This window comes from Shimia sp. MIT910701, assembly GCF_047126315.1.
In the GTDB taxonomy this organism is placed as follows: domain Bacteria; phylum Pseudomonadota; class Alphaproteobacteria; order Rhodobacterales; family Rhodobacteraceae; genus Shimia.
Genome location: NZ_CP138953.1, coordinates 1,737,704 through 1,763,818, shown reverse-complemented (window position 1 = coordinate 1,763,818; position 26,115 = coordinate 1,737,704). Strand labels below are relative to the sequence as shown.

Here is a 26,115-nt window from a genome sequence, read left to right as displayed (position 1 = left end):
ATGTATCAGCCCCCTACCCGTGCTTCAACCCTGCGGCTCCCGAACAGGACTGCGGCAAATCCGACGGCCAGAACGATGACGCAGATCTGCAGGAGCTGCTCGTATTTGTGACCGTCGTACAGGAATTGTGCCACAAATTCTGTGTCTCGGAACATGTAGGCAGCGGCGCCATAAAGGGCTGCGAAGAAACAGGCCATGTAGGACCAGAGCGGCACATCCCGGCCACAAACCAGGCTGGCAACCAGCACGGGGGTGAGGAACATCGAAGCGGTGCCGGACACGGCCACGGCGTCAAAAAGGGTTTGGTTGCCCCAAAGGGTCAGGGCGCCACCTGCGAGGGCAAAGACCAACATGGCAATGCGACCGCCGGCCAACGTGCGCGGGGCGAGTTTGAGTTCCTCGACCACCAGACGGGCGGCGGAACTCAAGGCGGAGTCCAATGTGGACAGCGCGGACACAAGGAGCGAGAGGATCAGCAGGGTGAAGACCCAAGTTGGGAACATGGTGCTCCAAGTGCCGATCAACTGTCCTTCATAGGAGGCACCCTCAAGCGAGGCCTGAATGCCAAAGAAGCCAAACGTGATGATGCAAAGTGTGGACAGCCAGAAAGCGTGCAGGAAGCTTTTGCGGGTGGTGTCGCGGTCCGCGAGGAAGCCGCGGTCCATCATCACCGGGTCATGTACCGGATAGGAAAACACCTGAAGCGCGGCGACCACCAGAAGCACCCAGCCGTTGTGTGGGCCAGAGGCGCCCGGCGCGGTGAGCACAGCGCCAAAGTTGAACTCGGGGCGCAGCAGGAGGGCAATGAAGGCGATGCCAAACACCAAGAGAAACAGCAGCATCTGCACCACGTCCGTGCGCAAAGCAGCGGAGAGGCCACCCCAAGCGGAATAGGCCAGCGCAACCACCCCAACGATCAGGATAGAGAGCGTGCCTGCGTTGGCCACGTCCGGCAGAGCCGCGCTGAAGATCAAGCCAACCACCAGCAGGTTGGCGAAGACTTCAGACAGGAGACGTAGGGCGATCACCACGTTGTAGGCAGTGGTGCCGGGTTTGCCAAAGCGTGAGGTGAGCCAGTCCTGTACCGAGCCCGCGCCCTGCACACGCATGCGGTTCACGATGTAGCCGCCAGTTAGAAATGACGCATAGTATGCCGCGTAGGCCAAGGTGCCTGCGATGCCGTAGTAGAAGCCCAGGATGGCAGCGTTCATCAAAGAGCGCGCAAATATCCAGGTGGTGACCTGCGACAGCACCAAGGTCCACAGCGAGGGCGCCTGCCCTTCTGCGGTCTGCCCGCCAAAGAAGCCCACAACTGTGGCCCGCTTGGGGGCGACAACGAGGCTGAGCAAAAGGATAGCGGCGAAGATGGTGATAAGTGTGGCGGCGTGCATGGTCGTGTCCCGTTCAGAATTGGAACCGACCTAACAGGCGGCCAGTTGTCAGGCTAGCCGCCCCACAGAAACGTGATGAAACGTCAGAGGGTTACGTGGGATCCGTCAGGTCAAACGCCACATCCCCCAGCACACGGCCGTTGACCTGAATGGCCAGTTTGTGGGGTCCGGGGTGCAGTTGAAACGTGCTGGCATTGGCTTTGAGCGGATGCTTTTTGGCCAGTGTGAGTGACTTTCCAGCAGGGATTTTACCTTGCTTGAGTTTAAAGACCTTGTCACTGCCACGCCCATTGGGGCGATGGAAACTCAGCACATAGTCGACCATCACGGGCACGGGGGATGTGCCAGTTGTGGACAGGGTTGTTTCGACCTGTAGCGCGTCGCCGATTCGGATGCTGTCGCCGCCCACCGAAAGACTGTCCAATGTGATGGGCGCGTCTGCGTGGAACCCCAGCATCGACAGAGCGCCGGAATGGCCGGCCTTGACCGCAGTGCGCAAAGAATGACGCGTCATCCAATCCAGTTCTTTAGGGGCCTGCTTACCCTGCTCTTTCCAGTCGGAAAGCTGGCTGACCACCGTGTCGGTGGAGAGTTTGGAGATGTCATTGAGGTGGTTGGACACCGACCGTGTCACGTAACGCGTTGGATCGGCGTGCAGTTTCGCCAGTAAGGGCAACGTCGACATAGGATCGATGTCGATCTTTTTTGCCCAGGGCAATTTGGGCCGTGTGCCTTCGCTCACCAGACGACGGACGTGGTAATTGTCGTTCTCGGCCCACTCTTGCAGGCGGGTAAAGGTCTCGTCGGGCCAGCGGTTGATGAAGGCGCGGATGTAGAACTCCATAGAGAAGCGCTTGGTCGCCTCCTCCAGCAGATCCAGCGCCCGATCCCGATGCTCTTCAACGCCATGGCGGGTGGCCAGAATACCGGGCACCGCATGGATGAAGCGGCCAAAGTCATCATCCTTCAGAGTTGGATCAAGCGCGGGCGGCATGGCCGCTTCAAGTTGATCCGCCATTTCCGGGAAATCTGGCGCGAGGCGTTTTTCGATGCAATCGGCAATCCATTCCATACGCTCCATGAGCTCACGCCCCTGAAGCCCTGCCACAACTTCTAGATGGAAGTCCTCACCATCAAACCCCGGCACTCCGGCGGCAAACTCTGCCGCCAGATCGCCCAGGCTATCCGCGTTAAACAACTCATCTTTCAATGAAAAACCCTGGGACACCCCCACACCTCGCGCCATTTAGTTACTTACTCGCGCTTACATAGCAGATGCGAAGGCACCGCCGTCCAGAAGAACATTCTGCCCCACGATAAAGCCTGCGTGATGGGAGCAGAGGAAGGCACATGTGGCGCCAAATTCATCCGGGGTGCCGTAGCGGCCCGCGGGAATTGTGGCGGCGCGTTGGGCCTTTGCCTCTTCCATGGAGATGCCTTGCTGCTCAGTCACAGCCTTGTCCAAGGAGACAGCGCGGTCGGTGGCATGAATGCCCGGCAAGATGTTGTTGATGGTCACGCCTTTGCCAGCCACCTGACGCGCGGTGCCAGCAACGTAGCCAGTGAGGCCTGCACGCGCAGCGTTGGACAGGCCCAGCACCGGAATCGGGGATTTGACCGAAACGGAGGTGATGTTCACCACACGGCCCCAGCCGCGGTCCATCATGCCCGGAACCAGCGCTTTGATTAGCGCGATTGGGGCCAGCATGTTGGCGTCCAAGGCGGAAATGAAATCGTCACGATCCCAGTCGGTCCACATGCCTGGAGGCGGGCCACCGGCGTTGTTGACCAGAATATCGACGCCTTGCGCGGCTTCGATCAGCTTGGCTTGCCCCTCAATGGTGGTCACGTCACAGGCAATCGCCTGAACATCCACACCAAATTCGGAACGGATGTCGGCAGCGGCGGCCTCAAGCGCCTCGACACCACGCGCGTTCATGATCAGGTCCACACCTTCCGCAGCCAGAGCGCGAGCACAGCCCAAACCAAGACCTTTTGAGGACGCACAGACCAGTGCGCGTTTACCTTTAATTCCCAATTCCATGCGAATCTCCCCGTTGTTGTGGGGGTAAGAAATACCCAAATTAGGAATGATGCCAGTATAATGCCGGAGCCATGGCATTGTGCTGCCACATTTGCGTGTCACTTCACTTGTTCAAAGAAAGCGTGCAGTACACTAAAGTAGGTAAGTTATGACGTCCCAAGTCCAAGACAGCTCCCAACCCTCCCAACGCCTACCGGTGTATCCGGCAGATGACTTTGTGGTGACGGATGGGGCCAACCTTGGTGATTCCCTGTCTTTTGCGGACGAACTGGTGCCAGATGATATCTACACCCTGAACCAGGATGCGAAAGAAAAGAGCCTTGCGCTGCGCACCGACGGCGACGGGCAGCACTTCATAGCCAGCGACTACAGCCTCGGCACCAAAGACGCGCGGGTGTACCTCGATTGTGTGGCCACGTTTATGCCGCCAAGCGGAGACACCATTGAAGTGCTGGTGCTTGTCGAAGTCGACGAAGACGGCGGTGTGGTGGAAGTGTATGGCGCGCCATTGGCTCCGTTGACGCCCAAATGTGAATACGTGCTTGTGGGCATCGATCGCGGCGCGGCCTCCACCAAATTAGCACAGTTGGCTTGTGTGAGTTTCACCGGCGGCACCCGGATCACCATGGCGACCGGCGAACAGCGTCGGGTCGAAGACTTGACCGTGGGTGATCGCGTGCTGACGCGGGATGACGGCCCGCAGGAAGTGCGTTGGATTGGACATGCCGTGCAACGTGCCAGTGGCGAGTTTGCCCCCATCGTGATCACCGCGGGCACTCTCAACAACACGCAGGATCTGCGGGTGAGCCCGGATCACCGGCTGTTTGTCTACCAACGCCATGACCACATTGGTGTCGGGCGCAGCGAGCTGCTGATTAAAGCGCGGCATCTGGTGAATGGGGACACGGTCTACGCCGACGAAGGCGGGTTTGTGGACTACTACCAGATCATGTTTGACACCCATCAGATCATTTTTGCCGAAGGCATTTCGGCGGAAACCATGCAGATGGACACACGCACCCGCCCGGCGGTGCCTGAAGAGGTCAAGGAACGTCTGCGTCCGGCCTCAAACGCGGCGCGCGGCATGCCGCAGGCGCATCTGGAAGTGCATGAAAGCCTGCTCGATCGCCCGGATGCGGTGGAGCTTTTGAAGCGGGCGTCCTCCAAGTAGGACCCGCCGCTTTTCCTTGCGAATTGGCGCTTTGCGACCTATACGCGCGGACATGTTGGACACGCAGACAAACCGCCCCGAATTGCCGCCCGAGATTGCGCGCCGTCGCACCTTTGCGATCATCTCGCACCCGGACGCCGGTAAGACCACGCTGACCGAAAAGTTTCTCCTTTATGGTGGTGCGATTCAGATGGCGGGTCAGGTGCGGGCCAAGGGTGAGGCGCGGCGCACACGCTCTGACTTTATGCAGATGGAAAAGGACCGCGGGATCTCCGTGTCGGCCTCCGCGATGTCGTTTGACTTTGGCACCTTCCGGTTCAACCTGGTGGACACACCGGGCCACAGCGATTTTTCGGAAGACACTTATCGCACGCTGACTGCCGTGGATGCCGCCGTGATGGTGATTGACGGCGCCAAAGGTGTGGAAAGCCAGACGCAAAAACTGTTTGAAGTGTGCCGCCTGCGCGACCTACCTATTTTGACGTTTTGTAACAAAATGGACCGCGAAAGTCGCGATACTTTCGATATTATTGACGAAATCCAAGAAAACCTTGCGATTGACGTGACCCCGGCCAGCTGGCCGATTGGCGTGGGCCGCGAGTTCGTTGGCACCTATGATATGCTCAACGATCGACTGGAGCTGATGGACCGGGCGGACCGGAACGTGGTGGCCGAGAGCGTGCAGATCGACGGGTTGGACGACCCGAAACTGGCCGATCACGTGCCAGAGCACCTGCTGGAGCAGTTGCGCGAAGAAGTTGAGATGGCCAAGGAGTTGCTGCCGGCGCTGGACCCGCAAGCGGTGCTTGAAGGGCATATGACCCCAATCTGGTTTGGCTCCGCGATCAATTCCTTTGGTGTCAAAGAGTTGATGGACGGCATTGGCACCTATGGGCCGCAGCCGCAGGTGCAAAACGCCGAGCCGCGCAAGATTGCGCCCGAAGAGAAGAAAGTCGCCGGGTTTGTGTTCAAGGTTCAGGCCAACATGGACCCGAAACACCGTGACCGTGTGGCCTTTGTACGGATGGCCTCGGGGCACTTTAAGCGTGGCATGAAACTCACGCATGTGCGGACAAAAAAGCCGATGGCGATCTCCAACCCGGTGTTGTTTTTGGCGTCTGACCGTGAGCTGGCCGAAGAGGCCTGGGCCGGGGACATTATTGGCATTCCAAACCACGGGCAGCTGCGCATTGGCGACACGCTGACCGAGGGCGAAGTGCTGCGTGTGTCGGGCATTCCAAGCTTTGCGCCGGAACTGCTGCAGGGCATCCGCGCGGGCGACCCGTTGAAGGCCAAACACCTTGAAAAAGCGCTGATGCAGTTTGCCGAAGAAGGCGCCGCAAAGGTCTTCAAGCCGATGATTGGTTCGGGCTTCATTGTGGGCGTGGTTGGTCAGCTTCAGTTTGAAGTGCTCGCCAGCCGGATCGAGATGGAATACGGCCTGCCCGTGCGCTTTGAACAGAGCCAGTTCACCTCCGCCCGTTGGGTGCACGGTGAGCGGCAAGCGGTTGAAAAGTTTGCGGATATGAACAAACAGCACATCAGCTACGACAATGATGGCGACGTGGTGTTCCTGACCCGTTTGCAGTGGGACATTGACCGCGTTGCTCGCGATTATCCGGATGTCACGTTGAGCGCGACCAAGGAAATGATGGTCTGATACACTCTGCGATTGCACGGGGTTTCGCCCCGTGCAAACATCGCGCCATGTCAGAAAAAACCCTCACCTATCCGGGCGGTTACGCCTATATGATGGAACGCTACGACGGCCGGCGTGATCCCTTTGAGTTTGGCCCAGAAAACCTGCCGTCCCTGGATGTGAACCTGTCGGTTCTGAGGAATGCGATTGTACCGGAGCGCGCAACGCAAAAGGGGCCAGCCGATCCAAACACCAGTTGGGCGCGCAAACGACGGCAGATTGCAGAAGAATTTGTCGGCTTGAGTGAATTGGCCTTCCTGAATGCGCAGTTGATCTCCAACCTGCGCAAGCGGGCGCAGCCGACGCAAACCGCCGCGTTGTTTTGCCGGATATGGGCCGAGGAGTCCGCACATCTGATTTCAGAATTGAACCTGCGCTGGCTGGTGAGTTCGGTGCAGACCTTTGCGGATCACGGCGAGACCCCGGCGCAGCGGGAAGTTGGCCAAGGATTGCGCATGCTGTTTGGCATGATGAAACTTTATGAGTTTGAGCGCACATTCAGCGGCATGGAGCCCGACAAAGAGTACGGCTTTGGCAAACGCGTAAAAACGCGACTTCCGCTGGATATGGAGCCGTTTTCATTGATGCACGGCGGGCTGGATATCAACGTGATCACGCCAATCTGGGAGATGGGCAAAAGCGATCCTGTGATTGCGCCTTTGGTGGATCATTTGTTGCAGGAACTGATTGAAGAGCCCGGCGGCGTGTTCCGGCGGCTGGCGCAGATGCGGTCCAAGAAAGAGCGTCAGCAGGCCCGGAAATGAGCACTTCACCGATCTGGGGTGTGGTGGCAACCATCAAAGCGCCCGCCGTCGATATTCTGAACTTCGTGGCCCATCATTTGGAGCTGGGGGCTGCGCATGTCTGGATCTATCTGGATGCTGCCAATCCCGAAGCCAAAGAGCAGCTTAAGCCACATCCCCAACTTACGGTGGTCCGCACCGGCGACAATTACTGGCAGAAGACACGTGGGAAGAAACCGCCGATGCACCAGCCCCGGCAGTCCTTCAACGTGCGGCACGCCTATAATCGCGCCAAGAAGGTGGATTGGCTGCTGCACATTGATGTGGACGAGTTCTTATGGCCGGATCGGTCAATCACCGAACAGCTTGCCGAGTTGCCGGAGGAGTGCCTGGTCGCGCGGGTGCGCCCAGCGGAAGCGATGGCCTCTATTGATGACAGTGACGTGGTGCATTTCAAGTCGTTCATCGCCGATAGCACGCTGCGCAACCGGCTCGTCGCGGAGATATACCCGAACTTTGCACCCTATCTGAAAAACGGCTTTGTCAGCCATGTCGCCGGAAAGATGTTCCTGCGTACAGGACAAAAAGACATGGCGATCAAAATCCACAATGTGACCCAGAACGGACGGCAAAATCCGGGCCAAGTGGAGCTCCAAGATGTGGCGCTGCTGCATCTGCACACCACCAGTTGGGAGCATTGGATGCAGAGCTTTGCCTATCGGCACAAGAAGGGGTCTTACCGCGATGAGTTGGGCGCGGCGGTGCCGGAGGACCAGGGCGGGCTGAACTTGCACAAACTTTTTGCGCATCTGGCCGAGGAACCGGACGGGTTGCGGCAGTTTTATGAAGAAGTCTGCGTCGCCACACCTGAGCTGCGGCAGAAGCTAGAGTCACTTGGGCTGTTGCGCAGCCATCGCTTGGATTTGGACGCAAAGCGGCGGAAACACTTCCCCGGCTTCGTCGATTAGTGTTTCCGAAATCACGTCAAAGGCTTGATACATATTCGGTTTCATTGACCTGACGCCGTGGTTGCGATAGAAGGCCCCGTGGATCAAAAACGCCATTGACGCGGGGCCAGCCGGGCCCGATCCGAGACGCCGCTACGGGCCAAAGAGTGTCCGTAAACCACGGATACATATGACAAAATTCTCTGACCTGAACCTCAACCCGAAGGTACTCAAAGCGATTACCGAAGCGGGCTATGAAACCCCAACCCCAATCCAGGCGGGAGCGATTCCTTCGGCATTGGAAGGCCGCGACGTGCTTGGCATTGCGCAAACCGGTACTGGCAAGACCGCAAGCTTCACGCTGCCGATGCTGTCTTTGCTGGCGCGCGGCCGTGCCCGGGCGCGTATGCCACGTAGCCTGGTGTTGTGTCCAACACGGGAGTTGGCGGCGCAGGTTGCCGAGAACTTTGACACCTATTCCAAACACCTGAAGCTGACCAAAGCGCTGCTCATTGGTGGGGTGAGCTTCAAGGAACAAGAACTGATCATCGACAAAGGTGTGGACGTTTTGATCGCCACGCCGGGCCGGTTATTGGACCATTTTGAGCGCGGCAAACTGATCCTGTCTGATGTGAAAGTCATGGTGGTGGATGAAGCCGACAGGATGCTGGATATGGGGTTCATTCCTGACATCGAGCGCATCTTTGGTCTGACGCCGTTCACCCGCCAGACGCTGTTTTTCTCGGCCACGATGGCGCCTGAGATTGAGCGTATCACCAACACCTTCCTGTCCAACCCGGAGCGGGTGGAAGTGGCGCGTCAGGCAACCGCGAGCGAGACGATTGAGCAGAACGTTGTGATGTTCAAGGCCTCCCGCCGCGACCGTGAAGGCAGCGAAAAACGCAAAGTTTTGCGGGCGTTGATTGATGCCGAGGGTGACAAATGCACCAACGCGATCATTTTCTGCAACCGTAAGACAGACGTGGACATCTGCGCCAAGTCGTTGAAAAAGTACGGCTATGACGCGGCGCCGATCCATGGGGACCTGGACCAGTCGCAACGTACACGCACGCTGGAAAGCTTCCGCAATGGTGAACTGCGCATCTTGGTGGCCTCTGATGTGGCAGCGCGTGGTTTGGACGTGCCGAGCGTCAGCCACGTGTTCAACTTTGATGTGCCCGGCCATGCCGAAGACTATGTTCACCGGATTGGCCGCACCGGGCGTGCGGGGCGTGAAGGCAAAGCTGTCACCATCTGTAGCCCGCGTGATGAGAAGCAGTTTGATGCGGTTGAGGCGCTGATCCAGAAAGAGATACCGCGCATTGAGAACCCCGTGAAGATCGAGCCGCGCAAACCGCGCAAGCGCAAGGACGAGGACGCCCCGAAGGCAGATGCCAAGCCAGAAGTGGTGGAAGCGGCTGAAGCGCCGATCAAGGAAGACAAGCGCAAGCGTGACGACAACCGTGGGCGCGACCGGGACGACAACAACCGTCGTGGGCGCGGACGTGGGCGCAATGATCGCCGCGATGATGGCAAAAAAGTTGTCGGTATGGGCGACCATATGCCAAGCTTCATCGCCATGAGCTTTGAAGAGCGCCGCGAACAGGGCGCGCAATGATACCTGCACGGTTTGAGCCCATTCTCTTTGGGCTCATTCTCTCTGGTATGATGACCAATGTGGTCACGTTCATCTCAACCTTTTTGGTCGGCGGGGTGGTGCCTGGCTTTGTCGCGATGTGGCTCAGCGCGTGGGTCGCCAGTTGGATGGTGGCCTTCCCGCTGGTGTTGGTTTTGGCACCTTTGACTCGCCGGATCGTCAAGAAAATGGTCCGCAAGCCATAGGCAAGCGGACCACCGTGTTCATTCAATTGACGTTTGTGCGTGCTGCTTAGCTCAAGCGGCTGACAATCACCGTTACTTCCGGCTTTTTGCCAATCTCGTCACGGGCGGAGTTGCGCACGATGCGGCGGATGTCACCTTCGATTTTGTCGTCGTCGCGCAGGGTTTTCTCTTTGGCGCGTCCCAAGAACTGGGTGACGTCCTCTTCGAGTACATCGACCAGAGGCGCTTGCGAGCGGCCAAATTCCGGCAGCCCCATTAGCTCACACCAAGCATCGCCCAATGGTTCGTCGTCCTCGTCCAGCAGCACGGTCACAATCACATGGCCATTGAGTGCCATGCGAATGCGGTCGCGAATAATGCCATCCATAGCGCCGATCTGGGTGTTGCCATCCAAGTATGTGCGACCGGTCTCCACGTAGCCAGCGATGGAGGGCTGATCACCAGAGAGGTCCAACATCGTGCCGTTCACAGCCACGATAGACGCGCGACCAGCTTCGTTGGCCAGCTTGGCATGTTCACGAAGATGACGGTGTTCGCCATGGTTTGGGATAACCATGGTTGGGTTCACGATGTCATGCAGGCGCGCCAAGTCCGGGCGGTTGGCGTGGCCGGAGACGTGGTATTTGCCGGAACTGTCATCGACCACATCCACCCCCATTTCGGAGAACTGGTTGATGATGCGGATCACGCCTTTTTCGTTGCCTGGAATGGTTTTGGAGCTAAACAGGAACAGGTCGCCGTCTTTCAGCGTGATGCCATTGTATTTTCCACGGGCCAGCTGTGCGCTGGCAGCGCGGCGTTCGCCTTGGGAACCGGTGACCAATAGCATCAGGTTTTCACGCGGAATGCTGGCGGCGTCTTCGGGGCTGACCACTTTGGGGAAATCAGACAGAACGCCGGTTTGAATGGCCGCTTCGATCATGCGGCGCATGGCGCGGCCCATCAGGCAGATGGAGCGCCCTGCCCGCTCACCTGCTTCAGCCAGCGTTTTTACACGCGCAACGTTGGAGGCAAATGTGGTGGCAACCACCATGTTGGGCGCAGCAGCCACCAGCTTTTCGATCTCAGGACCAACGGACGCCTCGGAGCGGCCTTCGTGTGGTGAAAACACGTTGGTGGAGTCACAGATCATGGCTTTGACGCCGTCTTTGGACACTTCGGCCCACAGCGCAGGGTCAAACGGTTCGCCCACCAGCGGGGTTTCGTCGAGTTTGAAGTCGCCAGAGTGGATCACACGACCTGCGGGCGTGTCGATGACCAAGGCGGCGCTTTCCGGGATGGAGTGGCTCACGGGCAGAAAGCCGACTTTGAAAGGGCCAGCTTCGGTTGTTTCCGGCCATGCGGAGACGGTGCGGACAACTTCTTCAGGCTGGCCGCGGTCGGCCATTTTGTGGCGCGCCAGATTGGCGGTAAACGCGCGGGCATAGACTGGCACGCCGAGGCGTTCCCAATAGTGGCCGATGGCGCCGATGTGGTCTTCGTGGCCGTGGGTGATGAATACCGCCTCAAGCCGGGATTTGTTTTCTTCCAGCCACGTGATGTCGGCGAAGATCAGATCAACACCGGGGCTGGTTTCCATATCGGAAAAAGCTACACCAATGTCGACGAGGATGAGGCGTTCATTGTCTGCCGGGCCATAGCCGTAGACATAGGCGTTCATGCCAATTTCGCCGGAGCCGCCCAGCGGCAGATAGATCAAGCGGTCGCTCATGCGCCCTGCTCCTTGTTGTAATCATGGATCACGGTCAAGCCGTGCATCGTCAAATCGTCTTCGATGGTGTCAAACAGATCGTCGCCCTGCTCAAAGAGCGGAGCGAGGCCACCTGTGCCCACCACTTTCATTGGGGCGCCGTATTCAGCCTTGATCCTGGCGATGACGCCCTCGATCAAGCCGGTGTAGCCCCAGAACACCCCGGACTGAATACAGCCCACAGTGTTGGTTCCGATCACTTTTTCTGGTTGGCTGACGTCGACATGTGGCAAAGCTGCTGCACCAGAGTGCAAGGCCTCAAGGCTGAGGTTTACACCGGGGGCAATCACGCCGCCGACATAAGCGCCGTCTTCCGCCACCACGTCAAAGTTCGTAGCCGTGCCAAAGTCGACCACCACCACATTGCCGCCGTGACGGTCGTAGGCAGCGACGGCATTTGCCAAACGGTCTGGTCCGGGTTGTGTGCCTTGGTCCACACGCGGGGCATGGGGCAGTCTGCATTCCGGTTTGCCCACCACCAGCGGACGGCAGTTGAAGAAGCGGTCGGCGAACACACGCAGGTTCCATACCACACGGGGTACGGTGGAAGAGATGATCACATCGGTGATTTCCGCCTTAATGCCATAGTGGTTGATCAATGTGGAGTACCACGTGAAGTAGGCGTCTGCGGTGCGGGCGTGGTGGGTCGACGTGCGCAGGGTGCAGAGGAATTTCTCCCCGTCCCAGATCGAGAACACGGTGTTGGTGTTGCCGCAGTCAATGGCCAGAAGCATGGGTCTTGGTCCCTCTTTGCGCGGGTCAGAAAAAGATGTCGGCCGCGGGGATGGCCACGCGGCCTTTCGCGGTCTTCAACACCAGATTGCCTGCGCTGTCTACCGTTTCGAAGGTTCCGGTCGTTTCGTCGCGGGTGGTGCGCGCGGTGATGACCTCACCAATGCGTGCGGCGCGGGTCAACCAAGCGGTGCGTATCGGCTCAAAGCCGTAGGTGCTGAACTGGGTTTCCCAATGCGCGTAGGCCGGAGCCAGCGCATCGAGGAAGTCTTCGGGCGTGACGGCCGCGCCGGTTTCGCTAAGCAAGGAAACCGGACGTGTGGCATGGGCTTCGACTGCGCCGGTGTCCGGCGCATGGGCGAGGTTCACACCGATGCCGATGGCGATGTGGCTCACCGCACCGCCGGCCATGCCTGCGCTCTCCAGCAGAATGCCTGCAACTTTGCCGCCGTTGAGCAATACGTCATTGGGCCACTTGAGCGCCAGTCCCTCAGAGCGGCCTGTCACAGCCACAAAAGCATCATATAGCGCCAGAGAGGCCACAAAGGAGCGCAGTGCAACCTGATCGGGGGCTTCCGCCGGGCGCATCACAAGGGTGCCTGCGAAGTTGCCAATGGGGTCGACCCAGGCCCTGCCCCGGCGGCCACGCCCCTGGGTTTGCCGCAGGCCAAGAATCCATTCGGGGCCAGCCAATTCCTGCGCAATGCGGGCGGCTTCGGCATTGGTGCTGTCGACTTCGGCCAGCACGCGGCGACTGTATCCTTCAGGCCAGTTGCTCATGGTCACTCCGTCTCACAGCAGTTGGTCAAAAACAGCAACGCGCCCCGGTGGGACGCGTCACATGTGGGTTCTTTACTTGGTGATCAATGCGGCATCAAGGCTGCGGCGGCGGCTTGCGCGGCGGTGTCGACGCCAAAGAAGTTCACAATCCCCAGCAGCATGATCGCAGCGCTGGCCATCAGCATCACTTGCTGAACCATTGAACGCGGCGCATCCAGCGTGTCGCCTTCCTCGCCAAAATACATGAAGTAGACGATGCGCAGGTAATAGAAGGCCCCAATCACAGAGGCCACAACACCAGCGATAGCGAGCCATGCAAGGCCTGCGTCCATGGCAGCCAGAAGCACGTTCAGCTTGCCGAAGAAGCCGAGGAATGGCGGCACGCCTGCCAAGGAGAACAATAGGAACAGCAGCGCCAAGGCCCGGCCGGACGCCTGTTTGCTGTAGAGGTTCAGCGAGGCGATGTCTGTCACCGGCTGGCCGTCTTTCTCCATCGACAGGATGAAGGCAAAGGTGCCAACGTTCATGGTCACGTAGATGGCCATGTAAACCAGCATCGCTTCAACACCCAGCGCGGTACCCGCCGCGAGGCCCATCAGGGCGTAGCCCATATGCGCGATGGAGGAATAGGCCATCAGGCGTTTGATGTTGGTTTGGCCAATCGCGGCCACAGCGCCGAGGAACATGGACAGAACCGACAGAAGCGCGATGATCTGCTGCCAATCGCCAATCACGCCACCAAAGGCGTCAAAAAGCACGCGGGCAAACAGGCCCATGGCCGCCAGCTTAGGCGCGGTGGCAAAGAAAGCCGTGATCGGCGTTGGTGCGCCTTCGTAGACATCCGGCGTCCACATGTGGAACGGCACGGCGGAGACTTTGAATGCCAGACCGGAGATCACGAAGGTCAGGCCAAACAACAGACCCAGCGGGGCGTGGCCGTGGCTAACCGCTTCGATGATGCCAGCAAAGGTTGTGGTGCCTGCAAAGCCGTAGACCAGCGAGGAGCCATAGAGTAGCAGACCGGAAGACAGCGCGCCAAGCAGGAAGTATTTCATCCCCGCTTCGGTGGACTTCACGCCATCGCGGCGCAGGGTGGCAACGACGTAGAGCGACAGGGACTGCAGCTCAAGGCCCATGTAGAGCGCCATCAGGTCGCCCGCGGAAACCATCACCATCATGCCAACCATCGCCAGAGCGACGAGGATTGGATACTCGAAGCGCAGCATATTGCGGCGCTTCATGTAGTCCGCGCCCATGACCAGCACAGCCGCACCAGCCAAAAGCATTGCCACTTTGGCAAAGCGGGAGAAGGCGTCGTCGTGGAACATGCCGTTGAAAGCGATGTTGTCGCCGTCACCGGACACGCCAATCCACACGGCGAGGATGGCAAACACACCGGCGGTCAGCCATGTCAGCATCGGCGCCATTTTGTCTTTGCCGGTGTAAACCACTGCCACCAACGCCAGCATGGCGAAGAGGGCCAGCAGGATTTCCGGCAAGATGATGTTCAGGTCAGCCTGGATCATATCTCAAGCGCTCCTTAGTGCGATGCCGTCTGGCTGGCGGAAGCGCCTTGGGCCAGTGCGGTGTCATAGTTGGAAATCAGGTTCTCGACGGAGGGACCAATGATGTCTGTGACCAGGGATGGGTAGACGCCCAGGATCAATGTCATCGCCACAAGCGGCGCGAAGATCATCTTTTCCCGGCTTGTCATGTCGCTGATGGTCTTCAGGCTTTCCTTGATCAGGTCGCCCATCACCACGCGGCGGTAGAGCCACAGCGCATAAGCCGCCGACAGGATCACGCCGGAGGTGGCGATCAGCGCCACCCAAGTGTTGACCTGGAACACGCCCATCAGGGTCAGGAATTCACCAACAAAGCCAGAAGTGCCCGGCAGGCCAACGTTGGCCATGGTGAAGAACATGAAGATCAGCGCATAGGCTGGCATGCGGTTCACAAGACCGCCGTAGGCGTCGATCTCACGCGTGTGCATACGGTCATAGATCACGCCCACACACAAGAAGAGCGCGCCGGAGATGAAGCCGTGGCTGATCATCTGGAAGATTGCGCCGTCGATGCCTTGCTGGTTGGCGGCAAAGATGCCCATGGTCACATAGCCCATGTGCGCCACCGAGCTATATGCAATCAGCTTTTTCATGTCTTCCTGCACCAGCGCGACCAGCGAGGTATAGACAATCGCAATTGCAGACATCCACAGTACAAGCGGCGTCAGAACCTCAGCACCAATTGGGAACATCGGCAGGCTGAAACGCAGGAAGCCGTAGCCGCCCATCTTCAACAGGATGGCCGCCAGAACCACGGAGCCAGCGGTTGGCGCTTGCACGTGCGCGTCAGGCAACCAGGTGTGCACCGGCCACATTGGCATTTTCACCGCGAAAGACGCGAAGAAAGCCAGGAACATCAGGGTCTGCATACCGCCGATCACGGTGATGCCCATGACTTTCATCGTGCCAGAGGCAAATTGGTGGGTCATCAGAGTTGGGATGTCGGTTGTGCCCGCATCCACAAACATTGCGATCATCGCCACCAGCATCAGCACGGAGCCGAGGAAGGTGTAGAGGAAGAACTTGAAGGAGGCGTAGATGCGATTGGCACCGCCCCAGATCCCGATGATCAGGAACATGGGGATCAGGCCCGCTTCGAAGAACAAGTAGAAGAGCACCAGATCCAGCGCCATGAACACGCCGAGCATCAACGTTTCCAAGAGCAGGAAGGCGATCATGTATTCCTTCACGCGCACCTTCACGTCCCAGGACGCCCAGATAACAAGCGGCATGATGAAGGTGGTGAGCATCACAAACAGGATCGAAATGCCATCCACGCCAAGTTTGTATTTCAACCCCATCAACCAATCGCGTTCTTCGACAAACTGAAAGCCTGTGTCAGACGGATCAAACCCTGCAAGCACAAAGATCGATACCAAAAAGGTGATGACGGTCGCAGTCAGGGCAACGCGTTTGGCGTTGCGCTGAGCCATTTCGTCTTCGCCACGCAGGAAGATCACGAGGATCAACGCCGCAAAGGTCGGAATAAACGTGACCAGGGAGAGCAAGCTGTCGTTCATTAGTGCGCTCCTCCGCTGAGCGACACCAGGGTGATGAGGGCAACAATGCCGATCACCATGGCAAGTGCATAGGTAAAGACGTAGCCGGTCTGGGCGCGGCCCGCGAGGCGGGTGACCCAGGGCACGAAGCCCATGGCGATACCGTTGATGGAACCGTCAATCACGTCCCCGTCACCCCGTTTCCACAGGAAGCGGCCAATGGCTTTGGCTGGGCGTACAAACAGGAAGTCATAGGCTTCGTCGAAGTACCATTTGTTCAGCAGGAACAGATACAGTGGACGCTGGGCCTCAGCCATGCGCGCGTGCATGGATGGGTTCCAGATGTAGAACCACAGCGCAAACACCAGACCGATGACCATGGCGATGAAGGGGCTGACCTTGACCCATTTCGGGGCGTGGTGCGCGTCGTCCATAACGTGGTTGTCCGGGTGGGTGAAGATCGCGCCTTTGGGGGCCTCGCCATGGTGCACTGCCTTGACTGCTGCGTGGTCCGCATCGTCGTGAGAAGCGGCATGATCGTCGCCATGCGCTTCGTCTTTGGCATGGTCGTCACCGTGGCTTGCGTCTTCGCCATGACCCTCGCTGCTTTCCGCATGGTGCGATGGCACGCCGTAGAATTTGTTCACTGTGTCGTGGTCACCAAAGAAGGAGCCAAACCAAATCATCCCGGCAAAGATTGCGCCCAGAGACAGAAAGCCCAGCGGGATCAGCATGACCATCGGGCTTTCATGCGCATGGTCGTGGGTGTGCTTGTTGCCGCGAGGCTCGCCGTAGAAGGTCAGGAAGATCAGGCGCCAGCTGTAGAAGCTGGTGAGCATCGCTGCGACAACCAGCATCCAGAAGCCGTAGCCACCTGCGGTACCAGCCCAAGCGCTTTCGATGATGGCGTCTTTGGACAGGAAGCCAGCAAAACCGATGTGCGTGAGCGGGATGCCGACGCCGGTGATCGCCAGCGTGCCAATCATCATTGCCCAGTAGGTGTATGGGATCTTTTTACGCAGGCCGCCGTAGTTGCGCATGTCCTGCTCGTGGTGCATCGCGTGGATCACAGAGCCCGCACCCAAGAAGAGCATCGCTTTGAAGAAGGCGTGGGTGAAGAGGTGGAACATGGCCGCCGAGTAGACGCCAACGCCCGCTGCCACAAACATGTAGCCCAACTGGGACATGGTTGAGTAGGCAATCACGCGTTTGATGTCGTTCTGTACGAGGCCAATTGTGGCCGCAACAAAGGCAGTCGAGGCGCCGAGGAAGACGATGAACGCCTTGGTGTCACCGGCGTATTCGATCAGCGGCGACATGCGCGACACAAGGAACACCCCCGCGGTCACCATGGTGGCCGCGTGGATCAGCGCGGACACAGGCGTCGGGCCTTCCATCGCGTCCGGCAACCAGGTGTGCAGGAAGAGCTGTGCCGATTTACCCATCGCACCGATGAACAGCAGGAAGGCCAGAAGGTTGGCGGCGTTCCAGTCGCGCCACAGGAAGTGCAGCTCCATCTCGGCCAGCGCAGGCGCAGCCGCAAAGATGTCGTCAAACTTGATGCTGTCGGTCAGCATGTAGATGCCAAAGATGCCCAGAAGGAAACCAAAGTCACCGACGCGGTTCACAACAAAGGCCTTGATTGCAGCAGCGTTGGCCGACGGCTTTTTGTAGTAGAACCCGATCAAAAGGTAGGACGCGACGCCCACGCCTTCCCAACCAAAGAACATCTGCAGCAGGTTGTCGGCGGTCACCAGCATCAACATGGTGAAGGTAAAGAACGACAAGTAGGCGAAGAAGCGCGCCTTGTAGTGCTCGCCTTCGCCCCAGTTCTCGTCATGCGCCATGTAGCCCATGGAGTAGAGGTGCACGAGGGCGGAGACCGAGGTCACCACAATCAGCATGATTGCTGTCAGGCGATCAACGCGGATCGACCAGGCGGTGTCGAGGTGGCCGGATTGGATGAAGTCCAGAACGTGGATCTGTTTGACTTGCTCGGCGTCAAGGCCAAGGAAGACAATCCAGCTGAGGAAACAGGCCCAGAACAGGATCGCGGTGGTGACGTATTGCGCGGCTTTTTCGCCAATCACGCGCCATCCGAAGCCAGCGATCAGGGCACCGACAAGCGGGCCGAAGAGAATGAACGTTTCCATGATCGCTTAGCCTTTCATCACGTTGACGTCTTCGACCGCGATGGTGCCACGGTTCCGGAAGAAAGAGACCAGGATCGCCAGGCCGATGGCGGCTTCTGCGGCGGCCACGGTCATCACGAAGAGCGCAAAGACCTGGCCGGTGAGGTCACCGAGGTAAGACGAAAATGCCACCAGGTTGATGTTCACAGACAGCAGGATGAGTTCGATCGACATCAACAGGATGATGATGTTCTTCCGGTTCAGGAAGAGGCCGAAAATGCCGATGACGAAAAGCATTGCCGCCACGCCTAGGTAGTGTTCCAAACCAATCATATTTGGTCCCTCGGTTCTTTTTTCTCTTCCGGCGGGCTTAGAGCCCCTGCCCCGGTTTTACGTCTTTCAATTCCATCGCATCAGCTGGGTCACGCCACATTTGCTCCAGCACATTCTGCCGCTTCACGTCCTTGCGGTGACGCAGGGTCAGCACAATTGCGCCGATCATCGCGACCAGCAGGATCAGGCCGGACAGTTGGAAAAGCAGGAAGTACTGATCGTAAAGGATCAGACCCAGCGCTGCGGTGTTGTGAGTGTCGGTTGGTGTTGGGGCTGCGCGCAGGCTTTGCGCTGTGTCGGAAAACTCCCAAGGTCCAAACACCATGCCAAGTTGCATAAGGAGGATGGCACCGATCATCAACGACAGCGGCAGGTATTGCGCCATGCCTGCTTTAAGCTCGGCAAAGTCCACATCCAGCATCATCACCACAAAGAGGAAGAGCACCGCCACTGCGCCCACATAAACGATGATCAAAAGCATAGCCACAAACTCGGCCCCAAGCAGCACGAAGAGCCCGGCAGAGCTCAAAAACGCCAGGATGAGCCAGAGCACGGAGTGCACCGGGTTGCGGCTGATCACAGTGAAAAACCCACCGGTGATCACGCAGATCGAAAACAGCCAAAACGCATATGCCGCGATGGTCATGTGTCACTTCCCTCTTGTTCCGCCAAAACCTCTTGCACCAATTCCATGGCGCGGGTGGTGGCGGGAATACCGGCGAACATCGACATCTGGCCGATGGTCTCCACGATTTCCTGTTTTGTGGCTCCAACTTCCACCAGATGGCGGAGTGTGAGCCGGATTTGTGCATCGCCTTGCGCGCCCAGCATGGTGAGCGCACCCAGTGTCAGCAGCAGGCGGGTTTTGGCATCCAAGCCGCCTTTGTTCATTGTGTTGCCAAAGAACATCTCCATGACGTCTTTGGGCATGGTGGGCCAGAGCGCCTCAAACCCTTTGGGCGTAAAGCTTTCCAGCGCAGGATTGAAGGCTTTCGCCATCTCCTGATACTGGGCGAACATCGCCTCATATGGGTTTTTGCTGTCGCTCATGGTCCTGGGTTCCTTGATCAGCGGTACGGCGCGTCAATTTCGAGGTTGCGCGCGATTTCGGCCTCCCAACGGGCGCCGTTTTCAAGCAGCTTTTCTTTGTCGTAGAACAGCTCTTCGCGGGTCTCGGTGGCAAACTCAAAGTTTGGACCTTCGACAATCGCGTCCACCGGGCAGGCTTCCTGGCAGAAGCCGCAGTAGATGCATTTGGTCATGTCGATGTCATAGCGCGTGGTGCGGCGGGAGCCATCTTCGCGCGGTTCGGCGTCAATGGTGATCGCCTGTGCCGGACAAATCGCTTCACAGAGCTTGCAGGCAATACAACGCTCTTCGCCATTGGGGTAGCGACGCAGGGCGTGTTCGCCACGGAAGCGTGGGGACAGCGGGCCTTTTTCGTGTGGGTAGTTCACGGTGGCCTTGGGTTTGAAGAAGTACTTCATGCCCAGTTTGAAACCGCCCAAAAAGTCCTTCAGCAGGAAGTAGCCGGCGGCGCGTTTGTAGTCGATTGCCGTCATATCAGCCTCCGATGGCCCAGCGGGCATAGGCACCGCCGAAGAGTTCGAATTTTGCGAGGAACGCCACCAGAACAACCCAAGCAAGGGACAGCGGCAGGAAGACTTTCCAACCAATGCGCATCAACTGGTCGTAGCGGTAGCGTGGGGAGATGGCTTTCACCATCGAGAAGATAAAGAAAACGAAGCAGATCTTCAGCAGCATCCACAGGATACCGTCTGGCAGACCCGGGATCGGGGAGAGCCAACCGCCCAAGAACAGCAGCGACACCAGAGCACACATCAGCACGATGGCCACATACTCACCGATCATGAACAACAGGAACGGGGTGGAGGAGTATTCCACCTGATAGCCTGCCACCAGTTCGGATTCCGCTTCAGGAAGGTCAAACGGTGGGCGGTTGGTTTCCGCCATCGCCGAGATCAGGAAGAGGAACATCATCGGGAAGTGTGGCAGCCAATACCAGCTGAAGATACCGTATTTGCCGTCCTGTGCGTTCACGATGTCGCCGAAGTTCATCGAACCGGTGGTGATGATCACCCCAATTATGATCAGGCCCAGCGACACTTCGTAGGAAATCATCTGTGCAGCGGAGCGCAGTGAACCCAAGAAAGGGTATTTGGAGTTGGACGCCCATCCGCCCATGATCACGCCGTAGACTTCCAGAGAACTCACCGCCATCACGTAGAGGATCGCAACGTTGATGTCAGAGACCACCCAGTCGTCGTTAAATGGGATCACGGCCCAAGCGATCAGCGCCATGACCAGGCTGATCATCGGCGCGAGCAGGAAGACCACTTTGTCCGAACCCGCCGGATAGACGATCTCTTTCACCGCATATTTGATGAAGTCGGCAAAGCTTTGCAGCAGACCAAATGCGCCCACAACGTTTGGACCGCGACGCAGCTGTACTGCTGCCCAGACCTTACGGTCGGCGTAAAGCAGGAATGCCAGTGCCACCAAAAGCGGCACGACAACCGCCAGCACCTGTCCCAATGTCAGGAGCGTGATGCCAAGGTATGTGGTGGTAAAGAATTCAGTCATGGGTCCTCACACCGTAGGTATTCCGTTGTCTTCGCAGTTCGCGACAATGACTTCGGCGTCGATTGTCTTGAGCCCACGGGGCAGTGCGGCGGAGATGGTGTAAACCGCATCTCCTGACCACAGGTCGCCCTGATTGTCTGTTGTTGTGCGCACATGCCGGGCAAAGCCAAAGCCGCGAATGAGCGCGTATTGTGCTGCTGCGCATTCCGCGTAGGCATGCACATCTTTTTCGTCCCGCGCGCCGGTCATGGCGACGTGGAAATTCACCAGGTCGCCTTCCAGAAGGCGGGTGTCCACACCCGCGTACTTCGGTTCAAATGCCATATCCTCACGCATCACCCCTGCCTCAGGCTGTGGGGTGCAAGCTGAGAGCGCGGCCAAAGCGACCGTGGCAAGAAGATTATGAGGGCGCCTGTTGGTCATTCTATTGGCTTATTCCGCAGCAATTGGGGCAGCGTCGCGTGACTTGGCGGCGGCAGAGAGTTCTGCCATCAGCGAGCTGGCGCGTGCGATTGGATTTGTCAGATAGAAGTCGGTGATGGTCGCAGAGAAGCGGCCGTTTTTGAGCGCGATTGGGTCAATCGGCTGCCATTCGTTTTCTACAACCTGATCGATCTGTTTCAAATGAGGAACCGCAGCCACCAGCTCCTGACGCAACTGCGCGAGGCTGTCATAGGCCAGCGGCGCGCCGAGCTCAGCGCTCAGTGCCCGCAGGATCGCCCAGTTCTCCTTGGCTTGGCCCGGAGCAAAACCGGCGCGCATGGACAGCTGTGGGCGGCCTTCGGTGTTCACAAACAGGCCATTTTCTTCGGTGTAGGCCGCCGCGGGCAGGATCACATCTGCACGGTGAGCACCGCGATCACCGTGGCTGCCCTGATAGATCACAATTGGACCTTCGGCGATTTCAACTTCGTCCGCACCCAGGTTGAAGACCACTTCCGCGCCCTCAAGCGCCTTGGTCATGCCGCCGTCAGTCACAGCCCCCACATCCAATGCGCCCACGCGGGAGGCGGCAGTGTGCAGGACCATCATCTTGCCGCCAAGCTTTTCGGTCGCCGCCATACACTGGCTGAGCACCGCCACGGCATCGCCCTCGCCAAGCGCACCTTGGCCGACAATCACCACCACATCGTCTTTTGGCTTGGCTGTGGCAACCAGCTTGGCCAGCGGTGCACGACCGGGGCCAGCCACGGCGTAGTCATAGGTCAGGTCCATGTCGGACTGGCCAATCACGGTGACATTAGCGCCTTTGGTCCACGCTTTGCGGATACGCGCGTTCAACACTGGCGCCTCATCGCGGGGGTTGGTGCCAATCAGATAGATTTCTTTGGCAGTGTCGATGTCTTCAATGGAGGCGTTGCCCACATAGGCGGAGCGGTTGTCAGAAGGCAGTGGTGCGCCGTTGGTGCGGCATTCGATGGAGCCATCGAGACCTTCAACCAACTGCTTGAGCGCAAAAATTGCTTCGGTTGGGGCCAGATCCCCAACCAAGGCAGCCACTTTCCGGGTCTTCATCACGCCGGCAACGGCGGACAAGGCCTCTGCCCAGGTTGCGGGCTTCAACTTGCCGTCTTCGCGCACGTAGGGCTGATCCAGCCGCTGGCGACGCAGGCCGTCCCAAACAAAGCGTGTTTTGTCAGAAATCCACTCTTCGTTCACACCATCGTGGTTGCGCGGCAGGATGCGCATCACTTCGCGCCCTTTGGTGTCCACGCGGATGTTGGAGCCAAGCGCGTCCATCACATCGATGGTTTCGGTTTTGGTCAATTCCCAAGGACGGGCGGTGAAGCTATAGGGCTTGGAGGTCAGTGCGCCAACCGGGCACAGGTCTATGATGTTGCCCTGTAGGTTGCTGTCCAGAGTCTGGTTCAGATAGCTGGTAATTTCTGCGTCTTCGCCGCGACCGGTCTGGCCCATTTGGGTGATGCCCGCCACCTCGGTGGTGAAACGCACACAGCGGGTGCAAGAAATACAACGTGTCATGGTGGTGGACACCAGCGGGCCAAGGTCCAGATCATCAACGGCGCGTTTTGGCTCTTTGAAACGGTTTTCGCTGATGCCATAGGCCATAGCTTGGTCTTGCAGATCGCACTCGCCGCCCTGATCGCAGATCGGGCAATCCAGCGGGTGATTGATCAGCATAAACTCCATCACGCCTTCTCGCGCTTTTTTCACCATTGGCGAGTTGGTTTTCACAACCGGGGGCTGTCCTTCTGGACCAGGGCGCAGGTCACGCACCTGCATCGCGCAGGAAGCGGCTGGCTTGGGCGGGCCGCCGACAACTTCAACAAGACACATGCGGCAGTTGCCGGCAATCGAGAGACGCTCATGGTAGCAGAACCGCGGGATTTCCACGCCTGCTTCTTCGCAGGCCTGGATCAGGGTCATTGCGCCCTCTACCTCGACTTCGGTCTCGTCGATGATGATCTTGCGGAGGTCAGACATCGCTTATTTCGCCCTCAAATACACGCCGATCGCGCTGTTTCGTTCGATTTCCGCGCGTCCCAGCGCACAGACAGATTCCTGATTGTCCAAAGAGACGCCTTTGTGCTTCAGAAAAGCCTCGCCGCGCGCGCGCATGCGAGCTTTCTCTTCGTCCGATTTGATGAATGCTTTGATTTCATCGTCGGTATAGCCAAGTTTGCGCGCCTTGCGCACAAGCCCCCAGCCATCTGCTGCGCCTTTGAGCTTTCGAGGCTCAAGGGTGTCGCAGTGTTCGCTGAGCTCGTAAGCCACAAGCGCCCAATACAAGGGATCGTTGATCTCTTTCACTTCACGCAGAGGCGGCTTGGCGACAGCTGCCGTGCTCAAAACAAGAGTTGCGGCCACAAAAACAGAGGTCAGGCGGATCATTTACTCACTCCTTTAGCAACGGCAAAGACACCCTTTGCCAAGGAGGACAGAGTCAAAAGCTCCTGTGATAGGCAATAACAGCCAAGATATGTCGGATAACCGATCACGGGCGGCAGTATCCTTCGAGCCTGATTTTGTCGTCCACCGGAATGATGGTTTCTGTTTCCGGGCCAATCACCCAGTCCATTTTAGATGTGCCGTATTCCTTGATGCAGTATTTCACCGCTTCATAGCCACCGGCCTGACGCGCGCCGTCCAGGCTTTGGTTGGCACGGGAGACGATCACTTCAAAGTGGTCGCGTTCTTCTTTGGAGACCTGATTGGCTTTGGCTTTGTACTCAAAGCCTTCAAAGGCGATGCGTTCACGCTTGCTTTTAAAGCTTGCACGCCAGTTGCCGCTACAGCCTGAAAGTGCCGTGGCTGCAATAAGCAACCCGACAATGATGGCTGGCGTCTTCCGCTGGCAAATGAACGTCGTCTTGAGCATTCTTCGTATTTACTCCGCTGCAAAGGCGCCCATGCGCCCGGTTTGGTTGGCTTTGATCCGGTCTTCGATTTCCTCACGGAAATTGCGGATCAAACCCTGGATAGGCCACGCAGCCGCGTCACCCAAAGCACAGATTGTGTGGCCTTCGACCTGTTTGGTCACATCCCACAGCATATCAATTTCTTCGATCTCTGCTTCGCCGCGTACCAATCGATCCATCACGCGCATCATCCAGCCAGTACCTTCGCGGCACGGGGTACATTGGCCACAGCTTTCGTGTTTGTAGAATTTGGACAGGCGCCAGATCGCTTTGATGATATCGGTCTGCTTGTCCATAACAATCACTGCCGCGGTGCCAAGACCGGAGCCCAGGTCGTTGCGCAGGTAGTCAAAGTCCATGACCGCGTCGCGCATGTTTTCGCCACGCACACATGGCACGGACGAGCCGCCAGGGATCACGGCCAACAGGTTGTCCCAACCGCCACGGATGCCGCCACAGTGTTTTTCGATCAGCTCTTCGAAAGAGATCGACATCTCCTCTTCAACAACACAGGGGTTGTTCACGTGACCGGAAATGCCAAACAGCTTGGTGCCGGCGTTGTTTGGGCGGCCAAAGCCTGCAAACCACTCGCCACCACGGCGCAGGATCGTCGGCACAACCGCAATCGACTCCACGTTGTTCACAGTGGTCGGGCAGCCATAGAGACCTGCCCCCGCCGGGAACGGTGGTTTCATTCGGGGCATGCCTTTTTTGCCCTCAAGGCTCTCCAGCAGTGCAGTTTCTTCGCCGCAGATATAGGCACCCGCGCCGTGGTGCAGGAAGAGGTCAAAGTCCCAACCAGAGCCCGCTGCGTTTTTGCCAAGCAGACCTGCGTCATAGGCTTCGTCAATCGCCGTCTGAAGCGCTTCGCGCTCGCGGATGTATTCACCGCGGATGTAGATGTAGCAGGTGTGCGCGTTCATTGCGAAAGAGGCGATCAAGGCCCCTTCGATCAGCGTGTGCGGATCGTGGCGCATGATTTCACGGTCTTTACAGGTGCCGGGCTCGGATTCATCGGCGTTGATCACCAGATAGGCCGGGCGACCGTCGCTTTCCTTGGGCATGAAGGACCACTTCAGACCAGTAGGGAAGCCCGCGCCACCACGACCACGCAGGCCGGACGCCTTCATGGTGTCGATGATCGCATCCCGCCCCTGTTGGATCATTTTGGCGGTGCCATCCCAATGACCGCGCGCTTTCGCGCCAGCCAATGTACGGTCATGCATGCCGTAGAGGTTGGTAAAGATACGGTCTTGATCTTTGAGCATCCCGTTACCCTTTATCTGCCTGACGCGCGCGCCAAATTCTAAAAATCAGCACAAAGGCGAACACAAAGCCCGCCAAGGCTATCAGATCGAGAAGGGCACGTGTGCGTTGCGGCAGCTCCAGCCAGTCCCCGATCAAAATGGCCGCAATCCAGAACAGTCCTGTGCCCGCAATTACAAGCGCCGCGGTGCGGCTTTGCTTGGCAGTGTCCGGTTTCTGATGGTTGGCCTGCATAGA

General features: G+C 58.2%; 26 protein-coding genes. 6 read left to right on the top strand and 20 right to left on the bottom strand.

Going from position 1 to position 26,115, the window contains the following annotated elements:
• Positions 1 to 5: 5 nt before the first annotated feature.
• From SIB38_RS08380 to SIB38_RS08370, 3 genes are all read right to left on the bottom strand, one after another.
• On the bottom strand, positions 6 to 1,391 hold the full coding sequence (locus tag SIB38_RS08380) for a sodium:proline symporter (RefSeq protein ID WP_412551790.1): 1,386 nt from the start codon (positions 1,389 to 1,391) through the stop codon (positions 6 to 8).
• A gap of 91 nt (positions 1,392 to 1,482) precedes the next feature.
• Positions 1,483 to 2,601, bottom strand: a complete 1,119-nt coding sequence (locus SIB38_RS08375) for a hypothetical protein (RefSeq protein ID WP_412551789.1) — start codon at positions 2,599 to 2,601, stop codon at positions 1,483 to 1,485.
• A 54-nt stretch (positions 2,602 to 2,655) separates the two neighbouring features.
• Entirely contained in the window at positions 2,656 to 3,435 is a 780-nt protein-coding gene (locus SIB38_RS08370) for an SDR family oxidoreductase (protein ID WP_412551788.1), read from the bottom strand.
• A gap of 148 nt (positions 3,436 to 3,583) precedes the next feature.
• On the opposite strand from SIB38_RS08370, the gene SIB38_RS08365 reads away from it, so the two are divergent.
• From SIB38_RS08365 to SIB38_RS08340, 6 genes are all read left to right on the top strand, one after another.
• Positions 3,584 to 4,606 carry a Hint domain-containing protein gene (locus SIB38_RS08365; protein ID WP_412551787.1) on the top strand — a complete coding sequence of 341 codons (1,023 nt, stop codon included), beginning with the start codon at positions 3,584 to 3,586 and terminating at the stop codon, positions 4,604 to 4,606.
• 52 nt (positions 4,607 to 4,658) lie between these two features.
• Complete coding sequence (locus tag SIB38_RS08360; protein WP_294117407.1) at positions 4,659 to 6,266, top strand: peptide chain release factor 3; 1,608 nt, start codon at positions 4,659 to 4,661, stop codon at positions 6,264 to 6,266.
• A 47-nt stretch (positions 6,267 to 6,313) separates the two neighbouring features.
• Entirely contained in the window at positions 6,314 to 7,069 is a 756-nt protein-coding gene (locus SIB38_RS08355; RefSeq protein ID WP_294117406.1) for a hypothetical protein, read from the top strand.
• Positions 7,066 to 8,016, top strand: a complete 951-nt coding sequence (locus SIB38_RS08350; RefSeq protein ID WP_412551786.1) for a glycosyltransferase family 2 protein — start codon at positions 7,066 to 7,068, stop codon at positions 8,014 to 8,016. The genes SIB38_RS08355 and SIB38_RS08350 overlap by 4 nt, the downstream gene beginning before the upstream one ends.
• A gap of 169 nt (positions 8,017 to 8,185) precedes the next feature.
• Complete coding sequence (locus SIB38_RS08345) at positions 8,186 to 9,613, top strand: DEAD/DEAH box helicase (protein ID WP_294117402.1); 1,428 nt, start codon at positions 8,186 to 8,188, stop codon at positions 9,611 to 9,613.
• The gene (locus SIB38_RS08340) at positions 9,610 to 9,837 is read left to right on the top strand and encodes a DUF2798 domain-containing protein (RefSeq protein WP_294117400.1); all 228 of its coding nucleotides are present in this window, start codon (positions 9,610 to 9,612) and stop codon (positions 9,835 to 9,837) included. The genes SIB38_RS08345 and SIB38_RS08340 overlap by 4 nt, the downstream gene beginning before the upstream one ends.
• A gap of 46 nt (positions 9,838 to 9,883) precedes the next feature.
• Here the strand turns inward: SIB38_RS08340 and SIB38_RS08335 are convergent, their stop codons facing one another.
• The 17 genes from SIB38_RS08335 to SIB38_RS08255 form a co-directional block, all read right to left on the bottom strand.
• The gene (locus tag SIB38_RS08335; RefSeq protein ID WP_294117397.1) at positions 9,884 to 11,548 is read right to left on the bottom strand and encodes a ribonuclease J; all 1,665 of its coding nucleotides are present in this window, start codon (positions 11,546 to 11,548) and stop codon (positions 9,884 to 9,886) included.
• Positions 11,545 to 12,321: a type III pantothenate kinase gene (locus SIB38_RS08330; RefSeq protein ID WP_412551785.1), complete on the bottom strand. Its 777-nt coding sequence runs from the start codon at positions 12,319 to 12,321 to the stop codon at positions 11,545 to 11,547. Before SIB38_RS08330 ends, SIB38_RS08335 begins: the two co-directional genes overlap by 4 nt.
• 25 nt (positions 12,322 to 12,346) lie before the next feature.
• Positions 12,347 to 13,099 (bottom strand): biotin--[acetyl-CoA-carboxylase] ligase, encoded by a 753-nt coding sequence (locus SIB38_RS08325; protein ID WP_294117393.1) that lies wholly within the window; start codon positions 13,097 to 13,099, stop codon positions 12,347 to 12,349.
• 83 nt (positions 13,100 to 13,182) lie between these two features.
• The gene (gene nuoN / locus SIB38_RS08320) at positions 13,183 to 14,625 is read right to left on the bottom strand and encodes an NADH-quinone oxidoreductase subunit NuoN (protein ID WP_294117392.1); all 1,443 of its coding nucleotides are present in this window, start codon (positions 14,623 to 14,625) and stop codon (positions 13,183 to 13,185) included.
• A gap of 14 nt (positions 14,626 to 14,639) precedes the next feature.
• Positions 14,640 to 16,184 (bottom strand): NADH-quinone oxidoreductase subunit M, encoded by a 1,545-nt coding sequence (locus SIB38_RS08315; RefSeq protein WP_294117390.1) that lies wholly within the window; start codon positions 16,182 to 16,184, stop codon positions 14,640 to 14,642.
• Complete coding sequence (nuoL, locus tag SIB38_RS08310; protein WP_412551784.1) at positions 16,184 to 18,316, bottom strand: NADH-quinone oxidoreductase subunit L; 2,133 nt, start codon at positions 18,314 to 18,316, stop codon at positions 16,184 to 16,186. The genes SIB38_RS08315 and nuoL overlap by 1 nt, the downstream gene beginning before the upstream one ends.
• Before the next feature lie 6 nt (positions 18,317 to 18,322).
• On the bottom strand, positions 18,323 to 18,628 hold the full coding sequence (gene nuoK / locus SIB38_RS08305; RefSeq protein ID WP_294117387.1) for an NADH-quinone oxidoreductase subunit NuoK: 306 nt from the start codon (positions 18,626 to 18,628) through the stop codon (positions 18,323 to 18,325).
• A 37-nt stretch (positions 18,629 to 18,665) separates the two neighbouring features.
• Positions 18,666 to 19,274, bottom strand: coding sequence for an NADH-quinone oxidoreductase subunit J (locus tag SIB38_RS08300; protein ID WP_294117386.1), 609 nt, complete (start codon positions 19,272 to 19,274; stop codon positions 18,666 to 18,668).
• Positions 19,271 to 19,678 (bottom strand): carboxymuconolactone decarboxylase family protein, encoded by a 408-nt coding sequence (locus SIB38_RS08295; protein WP_294117384.1) that lies wholly within the window; start codon positions 19,676 to 19,678, stop codon positions 19,271 to 19,273. Before SIB38_RS08295 ends, SIB38_RS08300 begins: the two co-directional genes overlap by 4 nt.
• Before the next feature lie 17 nt (positions 19,679 to 19,695).
• Positions 19,696 to 20,190: an NADH-quinone oxidoreductase subunit NuoI gene (gene nuoI / locus SIB38_RS08290; protein WP_294117382.1), complete on the bottom strand. Its 495-nt coding sequence runs from the start codon at positions 20,188 to 20,190 to the stop codon at positions 19,696 to 19,698.
• Position 20,191: 1 nt separating this feature from the next.
• Entirely contained in the window at positions 20,192 to 21,232 is a 1,041-nt protein-coding gene (gene nuoH, locus SIB38_RS08285) for an NADH-quinone oxidoreductase subunit NuoH (protein WP_294117380.1), read from the bottom strand.
• 6 nt (positions 21,233 to 21,238) lie between these two features.
• A complete protein-coding gene (locus tag SIB38_RS08280) occupies positions 21,239 to 21,655 on the bottom strand; it encodes a hypothetical protein (protein WP_412551783.1) in 417 nt (138 codons plus the stop codon).
• A 9-nt stretch (positions 21,656 to 21,664) separates the two neighbouring features.
• On the bottom strand, positions 21,665 to 23,677 hold the full coding sequence (gene nuoG / locus SIB38_RS08275) for an NADH-quinone oxidoreductase subunit NuoG (RefSeq protein WP_294117379.1): 2,013 nt from the start codon (positions 23,675 to 23,677) through the stop codon (positions 21,665 to 21,667).
• A 3-nt stretch (positions 23,678 to 23,680) separates the two neighbouring features.
• Positions 23,681 to 24,085: a DUF5333 domain-containing protein gene (locus SIB38_RS08270; RefSeq protein ID WP_294117378.1), complete on the bottom strand. Its 405-nt coding sequence runs from the start codon at positions 24,083 to 24,085 to the stop codon at positions 23,681 to 23,683.
• A gap of 103 nt (positions 24,086 to 24,188) precedes the next feature.
• Positions 24,189 to 24,572 carry a hypothetical protein gene (locus SIB38_RS08265; protein ID WP_294117376.1) on the bottom strand — a complete coding sequence of 128 codons (384 nt, stop codon included), beginning with the start codon at positions 24,570 to 24,572 and terminating at the stop codon, positions 24,189 to 24,191.
• A 9-nt stretch (positions 24,573 to 24,581) separates the two neighbouring features.
• Positions 24,582 to 25,880 (bottom strand): NADH-quinone oxidoreductase subunit NuoF, encoded by a 1,299-nt coding sequence (gene nuoF / locus SIB38_RS08260; RefSeq protein ID WP_412551782.1) that lies wholly within the window; start codon positions 25,878 to 25,880, stop codon positions 24,582 to 24,584.
• A 4-nt stretch (positions 25,881 to 25,884) separates the two neighbouring features.
• On the bottom strand, positions 25,885 to 26,112 hold the full coding sequence (locus SIB38_RS08255) for a DUF5337 domain-containing protein (RefSeq protein ID WP_294117373.1): 228 nt from the start codon (positions 26,110 to 26,112) through the stop codon (positions 25,885 to 25,887).
• Positions 26,113 to 26,115: the final 3 nt, after the last annotated feature.

What these genes read in the sequence shown, in the direction of transcription:
- SIB38_RS08325 (WP_294117393.1), bottom strand. Translation starts at nt 13,099, where the DNA reads ATGAGCAACTGGCCTGAAGGATACAGTCGCCGCGTGCTGGCCGAAGTC.
- nuoN (WP_294117392.1), bottom strand. Translation starts at nt 14,625, where the DNA reads ATGATCCAGGCTGACCTGAACATCATCTTGCCGGAAATCCTGCTGGCC.
- SIB38_RS08340 (WP_294117400.1), top strand. Translation starts at nt 9,610, where the DNA reads ATGATACCTGCACGGTTTGAGCCCATTCTCTTTGGGCTCATTCTCTCT.
- nuoG (WP_294117379.1), bottom strand. Translation starts at nt 23,677, where the DNA reads ATGTCTGACCTCCGCAAGATCATCATCGACGAGACCGAAGTCGAGGTA.
- nuoH (WP_294117380.1), bottom strand. Translation starts at nt 21,232, where the DNA reads ATGACTGAATTCTTTACCACCACATACCTTGGCATCACGCTCCTGACA.
- SIB38_RS08355 (WP_294117406.1), top strand. Translation starts at nt 6,314, where the DNA reads ATGTCAGAAAAAACCCTCACCTATCCGGGCGGTTACGCCTATATGATG.
- nuoF (WP_412551782.1), bottom strand. Translation starts at nt 25,880, where the DNA reads ATGCTCAAAGATCAAGACCGTATCTTTACCAACCTCTACGGCATGCAT.
- nuoL (WP_412551784.1), bottom strand. Translation starts at nt 18,316, where the DNA reads ATGGAAACGTTCATTCTCTTCGGCCCGCTTGTCGGTGCCCTGATCGCT.
- SIB38_RS08330 (WP_412551785.1), bottom strand. Translation starts at nt 12,321, where the DNA reads ATGCTTCTGGCCATTGACTGCGGCAACACCAACACCGTGTTCTCGATC.
- SIB38_RS08295 (WP_294117384.1), bottom strand. Translation starts at nt 19,678, where the DNA reads ATGAGCGACAGCAAAAACCCATATGAGGCGATGTTCGCCCAGTATCAG.
- SIB38_RS08350 (WP_412551786.1), top strand. Translation starts at nt 7,066, where the DNA reads ATGAGCACTTCACCGATCTGGGGTGTGGTGGCAACCATCAAAGCGCCC.
- SIB38_RS08335 (WP_294117397.1), bottom strand. Translation starts at nt 11,548, where the DNA reads ATGAGCGACCGCTTGATCTATCTGCCGCTGGGCGGCTCCGGCGAAATT.
- SIB38_RS08300 (WP_294117386.1), bottom strand. Translation starts at nt 19,274, where the DNA reads ATGACCATCGCGGCATATGCGTTTTGGCTGTTTTCGATCTGCGTGATC.
- SIB38_RS08265 (WP_294117376.1), bottom strand. Translation starts at nt 24,572, where the DNA reads ATGCTCAAGACGACGTTCATTTGCCAGCGGAAGACGCCAGCCATCATT.
- SIB38_RS08280 (WP_412551783.1), bottom strand. Translation starts at nt 21,655, where the DNA reads ATGACCAACAGGCGCCCTCATAATCTTCTTGCCACGGTCGCTTTGGCC.
- SIB38_RS08255 (WP_294117373.1), bottom strand. Translation starts at nt 26,112, where the DNA reads ATGCAGGCCAACCATCAGAAACCGGACACTGCCAAGCAAAGCCGCACC.
- SIB38_RS08360 (WP_294117407.1), top strand. Translation starts at nt 4,659, where the DNA reads ATGTTGGACACGCAGACAAACCGCCCCGAATTGCCGCCCGAGATTGCG.
- SIB38_RS08270 (WP_294117378.1), bottom strand. Translation starts at nt 24,085, where the DNA reads ATGATCCGCCTGACCTCTGTTTTTGTGGCCGCAACTCTTGTTTTGAGC.
- SIB38_RS08345 (WP_294117402.1), top strand. Translation starts at nt 8,186, where the DNA reads ATGACAAAATTCTCTGACCTGAACCTCAACCCGAAGGTACTCAAAGCG.
- SIB38_RS08315 (WP_294117390.1), bottom strand. Translation starts at nt 16,184, where the DNA reads ATGAACGACAGCTTGCTCTCCCTGGTCACGTTTATTCCGACCTTTGCG.
- nuoI (WP_294117382.1), bottom strand. Translation starts at nt 20,190, where the DNA reads ATGACGGCAATCGACTACAAACGCGCCGCCGGCTACTTCCTGCTGAAG.
- SIB38_RS08380 (WP_412551790.1), bottom strand. Translation starts at nt 1,391, where the DNA reads ATGCACGCCGCCACACTTATCACCATCTTCGCCGCTATCCTTTTGCTC.
- nuoK (WP_294117387.1), bottom strand. Translation starts at nt 18,628, where the DNA reads ATGATTGGTTTGGAACACTACCTAGGCGTGGCGGCAATGCTTTTCGTC.
- SIB38_RS08370 (WP_412551788.1), bottom strand. Translation starts at nt 3,435, where the DNA reads ATGGAATTGGGAATTAAAGGTAAACGCGCACTGGTCTGTGCGTCCTCA.
- SIB38_RS08365 (WP_412551787.1), top strand. Translation starts at nt 3,584, where the DNA reads ATGACGTCCCAAGTCCAAGACAGCTCCCAACCCTCCCAACGCCTACCG.